At 61.3% G+C, this 4,698-nt stretch carries 1 protein-coding gene; it reads left to right on the forward strand.

Going from position 1 to position 4,698, the window contains the following annotated elements; translation table 11 throughout:
* A partial coding sequence (locus HP566_RS18075; RefSeq protein WP_249978711.1) for a hypothetical protein occupies window positions 1-4,698 on the forward strand: 4,698 nt, incomplete at both ends.

Genomic DNA, 4,698 nt, shown 5'->3' on the forward strand with positions numbered 1-4,698 from the left:
AAACCGCCGGCGACCTGTCGCTCGACATTGCCGACACCCTGACCAATGAAGACGGCGAGATCGTCCACGCCGGGGAGGGCGAGGCACGCATCGTCGCCACGCGCCTGGAAGGCAGCGATGGGCTGATCGTCAGCCAAGGGCAGCTCTCGCTAAATGGCGGCGAGATCGTCCTCGATGGCGCCACCACCAGTGGCGAATCCATCGCCCTGACTGCTGATCACCTGAGCCACCGTCAGGGCGAGATGCTGCAGACCGGTGACGATAGCGACCTGATCCTCGCGATCCAGCAGTCGCTGGATAATACCGACGGGATGATGGCCAGCAATGCCGGCCTCGATATCACGGTCCCGGCACTGATCAATGCCGCCGGCCTGCTGCAGGCGGTGGGCGATATGCACCTGGACACCGGAGGAGTGGATAACCGTGGCGGTGAGATCGCCGGCGGCGGCGCTCTGACGCTCGATACCGGCAGCGGGAGTCTGATCAATCGCGATGGTCGCCTGATCGCCGAGGAGGAGATCGGCATCACGGGGGCGGCACTGGACAACCAGGGCGGCCTGATTGGCGCGGTGCAAGGACCCCTCAGCCTCGAGGTCAGGGCCATGGACAATACCCGAGGCCGACTGGAGGGCACCGGCGACCTGACCCTCGACGTCGCCGGGACCCTGATCAACGACGACGGCGAGATCGTCCACGCCGGTGACGGCGAGGCGCGCATCGTCGCCACGCGCCTGGACGGCAGCGAGGGGCTGATGCTCAGCCAGGGCGATCTGACCCTGGCGGCCCGGGATATCATCCTCGATGGCGCGACCACCAGTGCCGAATCCATCGCCCTGACCGCCGAGCATCTCAGCCATCGCCAGGGTGAGATGCTGCACACCGGTGACGACCGTGACCTGATCCTCGCGATCCAGCAGTCGCTGGACAACACTGGCGGGCAGATCGCCAGCAACGCCGGGCTCGATATCTCCACCGGCGACATCAATAACCAAGACGGCATCCTGCAAGCCATTGCCGACCTGCGCCTGGTTACCGGCGGCATGAACAACCGTCGCGGCGAGGTCGTTACCGCTGGCCAACTGACCATGACCGCCTCTGGCGATATTGACAACCGTGAGGGTGAGTTGATCGGCGAGCAGGGCATCGATCTGCGCGCGGCGTCGCTGGACAACCGTGCGGGGACATTGGGTGCACTGCAAGGCCGGCTGGCGGTGCAGGCCGGGACGCTCGATAACACCCAGGGCCGGGTGGAAACCGCCGGCGACCTGTCGCTCGATATCGCTGGCACTCTGATCAACCAACACGGCGAGATCATCCACGTCGGGGAGAGCGAGGCTCGGATCGTCGCTACTCGCCTGGAAGGCAGCGACGGATTGATCGTCAGCCAGAGCGACCTGACCTTGACGGCCAGTGATGTCATCCTCGATGGTGCGGTCACTAGTGCGGAACGCATCACGATAGACGCTGGGCGTCTCAGCCATCGCCAGGGCGAGATGTCGCAACACGGCGAGGATGGCTCCCTGCATCTGACGATTCGTGGCGAGCTGGACAACCACGAGGGACATATCGCCAGCCACGGCGATCTTCGCATCGACGCCGGTGACCTCGTCAACCACTCGGGCATGCTGCAGGCGGCGGACGACGTGAGCCTGACCAGCGAAGCACTGGACAACCGCCAAGGCGAGATCCTCGCCGGAGGCGCGCTCGACCTCGACGCCAGTGGGGCACTCGACAATGCGGGCGGTCGCATCGTGGCTGCGCGCGATGTCACTCTCTCGGCGGCCTCACTGGTCAACGTCGATGGCATGCTCGCCACGAGGGAGGGCGACGTCACCCTGGATATCGCCGGTGCCATCGACAACCGTCTGGGTCGCCTCGAAGCGGGTGGCGACCTGGTGGCGACCAGCCGCGCCCTCGACAATCGTGACGGCGAGATTGTTGCCACTCGGGTTAATCTCGACACCCAGGCGCACAGCCTGGACAACCGCGGCGGTCTGATCGCTGCCCACGACGCGCTCACCCTGGCCAGTGGGACTCTCGACAACACCGGCGGCACGCTTCAGGCCGGCGGCGACGCCACGCTCAATACCCACGACCGAGCACTGATCAATGCCGACGGTGGCACGCTACTGAGCGAAGGCGTACTGACGCTGGCGGCGGGCAACCTCGACAACACGACGGGGTTGATCGGGGCTGGCACCGGACTTGACCTCCAGGCCGACGGCATCGTCAATCGCCACGGCGGAACGCTGCTGAGCGAAGCTGACATGAACGTGTCAGCCGCCAGCCTCGACAACGATGGCGGTCAGCTCCAGGCGCTAGGCGACCTGATCCTCGAGATTGGCGGCGCGCTGAGCAACCAGGGTGGCCTGCTGCGCGCCGGGCAATCGCTGGTCCTGAGCGCCAGCCAGGTGCTCAACCGCCATACCCAGGGCGACGACCAGGGCATCGAAGGACGCACGGTCCGCATCGACACCGCCAGCCTCGACAACCGGCAGGGCACAATACGCGCAGACCAGCGGGCCGAACTCCAGGTGGACGACGGCCTCGACAACCGCGACGGCCTGATCTCGTCGCTGCACACCCTGGCCATCCAGGCCGACGAGATCGATAACCGCGATGGCACGCTGATCGCCGATCATCGTCTCGACCTGGTGACGGCGCGTCTGACCGGTGATGGTCGCATACTGTCGCTGGGCGACCTGGCCCTGCAACTGGCTAGCGACTTCACCCTCGACGAGGGCGGCGAACTGATGGCGGCGGACGATCTGTCCCTCGTCACCAGCGGTACGCTCGACAACCGGGGCACCATGCGCGCCGGCGAGACCCTCGCCATCGACGCTGCGCGCCTGATCAATGCCGCCAGCGGCGAACTCTCCGGCGACACGACCCGCATCGACGTCGGCCACCTGACCAACCGCGGCCTGATCGACGGGGTCGAGACGCACATCGTCGCCGACGTGCTCGACAACCTCGGCAGCGGACGCATCTATGGCGACTGGCTGGGCATCCAGGCCGACACGCTGACCAATGACAATGAAGACGGCCAGGCCGCGGTCATCGCCGCCCGAGAGCGGCTGGATCTTGGCGTGGGCACCCTGATCAATCGCGACGACGCCTTGATCTTCAGCGCTGGTGACATGGCCATTGGCGGCGCGCTGAATGCCAGTGGGCGGGCAACGGGGCAGGCCAACCAGATACACAATGCCAGTGCGACTATCGAAGCGCTGGGGAACCTTAGTTTGTCTTTCGAGCAATTGCATAATACTAATGAACATTTTGAAACCACGAAAGTGGAAGTAGTGAATGAAAGTAGATTGTATGTAATGCCCTTGTATAGTGATCCCGGTAGTTTGCCGATGGAACGGGTGAAAGTTCCTATGGAAGAATTTGAATACTTATTTGAATATTATCCTCCATATGGTCATTTTATAGATGCTTTCACACATATCCCAACTGGTATCAAGCTGCTTATCTGGGAAGAGTATGATATCGAGCGCATTGAGACGAGAAATGAGGTTGTCAGCTCGAAGCCTGGTGAGATTCTAGCAGGGGGTGATCTAACGCTTAGCGGCGGCGATGTGGTCAACGACAAAAGCCGAATTCTTGCCGGAGGCAGGCTGACCAGTGAGTTAGATAGCCTGGAAAACTTGGATGCAGAGGTAGGTGTTTCTGTCATAGAGCGCGGGACGATGTCCCTCAATTGTGATATAGATTATTGTCCTTTGCATTATTTAGGGGATTATGATGTTTCCTTTGGAGTGAAGCCCTACGAGTCCGAAGAAAGTATCGTAGGCAGCGAATTTCTCCCCATCGCGGAAATCGGTGGCAATAGAAACTATGAAAGCAATGATCTCAGCCTGACTGCGCATGCTGGCACATCGCTCGATGTCTCAGCCCAGGGCAAGCATGATGTGCAGGTGAACCTACAGGCCAACGAGACTGGCGGCGGTATCATCGAAGTACCGGCATTGAATCCACCGACCGTTTCCGCTGATACCAGCCTGGGGCAGGGGAGCTGGCACCCGAGCGATATGGCGAGCATCGAATGGTTGGCTGCCACCCCTGTGGGTTTGTTGCTGGAAGCTATCGGCACCGGTACCGCGACGGTAGCGGATGTCGAACGGCTGGTAGCGGTCCTGGCGAATTTGACTGGGGGTTCCACGGCTATCGATATATTGACGTTGGCAGATCATGCGGTCGATGGGGTGAATATCGAACAGTTGGCACTGGTGTTGGCAGATATGGTGGGAGCCTCCATTGATATCGATGCCCTGGCTTCGACGAATCATTCGATCGATACAACGGATGTTAAACGGCTGGTGGCAGTCCTGGCGGATTTAACTGGGGGTTCCACCGCTATCGATATATTGACGTTGGCAAATCATGCGGTCGATGGGGTGAACATCGAACAGTTGGCACTGGTGTTGGCAGATATGATGGGAGCCCCCACTGATATCAATGCCCTGACTTCGACGAACCACCAGATCGAGGCGTCTGACGTCGAGCGGTTGGCTGCCGTTCTGGCGGACATGATGGGCTCGACGACTGACACAGATATTCTGGTGTCGACAAATCACTCGGTCACGGAGGCGGATATCGAACGCTTGGGCGAGGTTCTGATGGATATGATGGGAGCCTCCACTGATATCAATGCCCTGACTTCGACGAACCATTCGGTTAATGCGATGGATGTCG

It is taken from the genome of Vreelandella olivaria, assembly GCF_023507745.1.
GTDB classification, from domain to species: Bacteria; Pseudomonadota; Gammaproteobacteria; order Pseudomonadales; family Halomonadaceae; genus Vreelandella; species Vreelandella olivaria_A.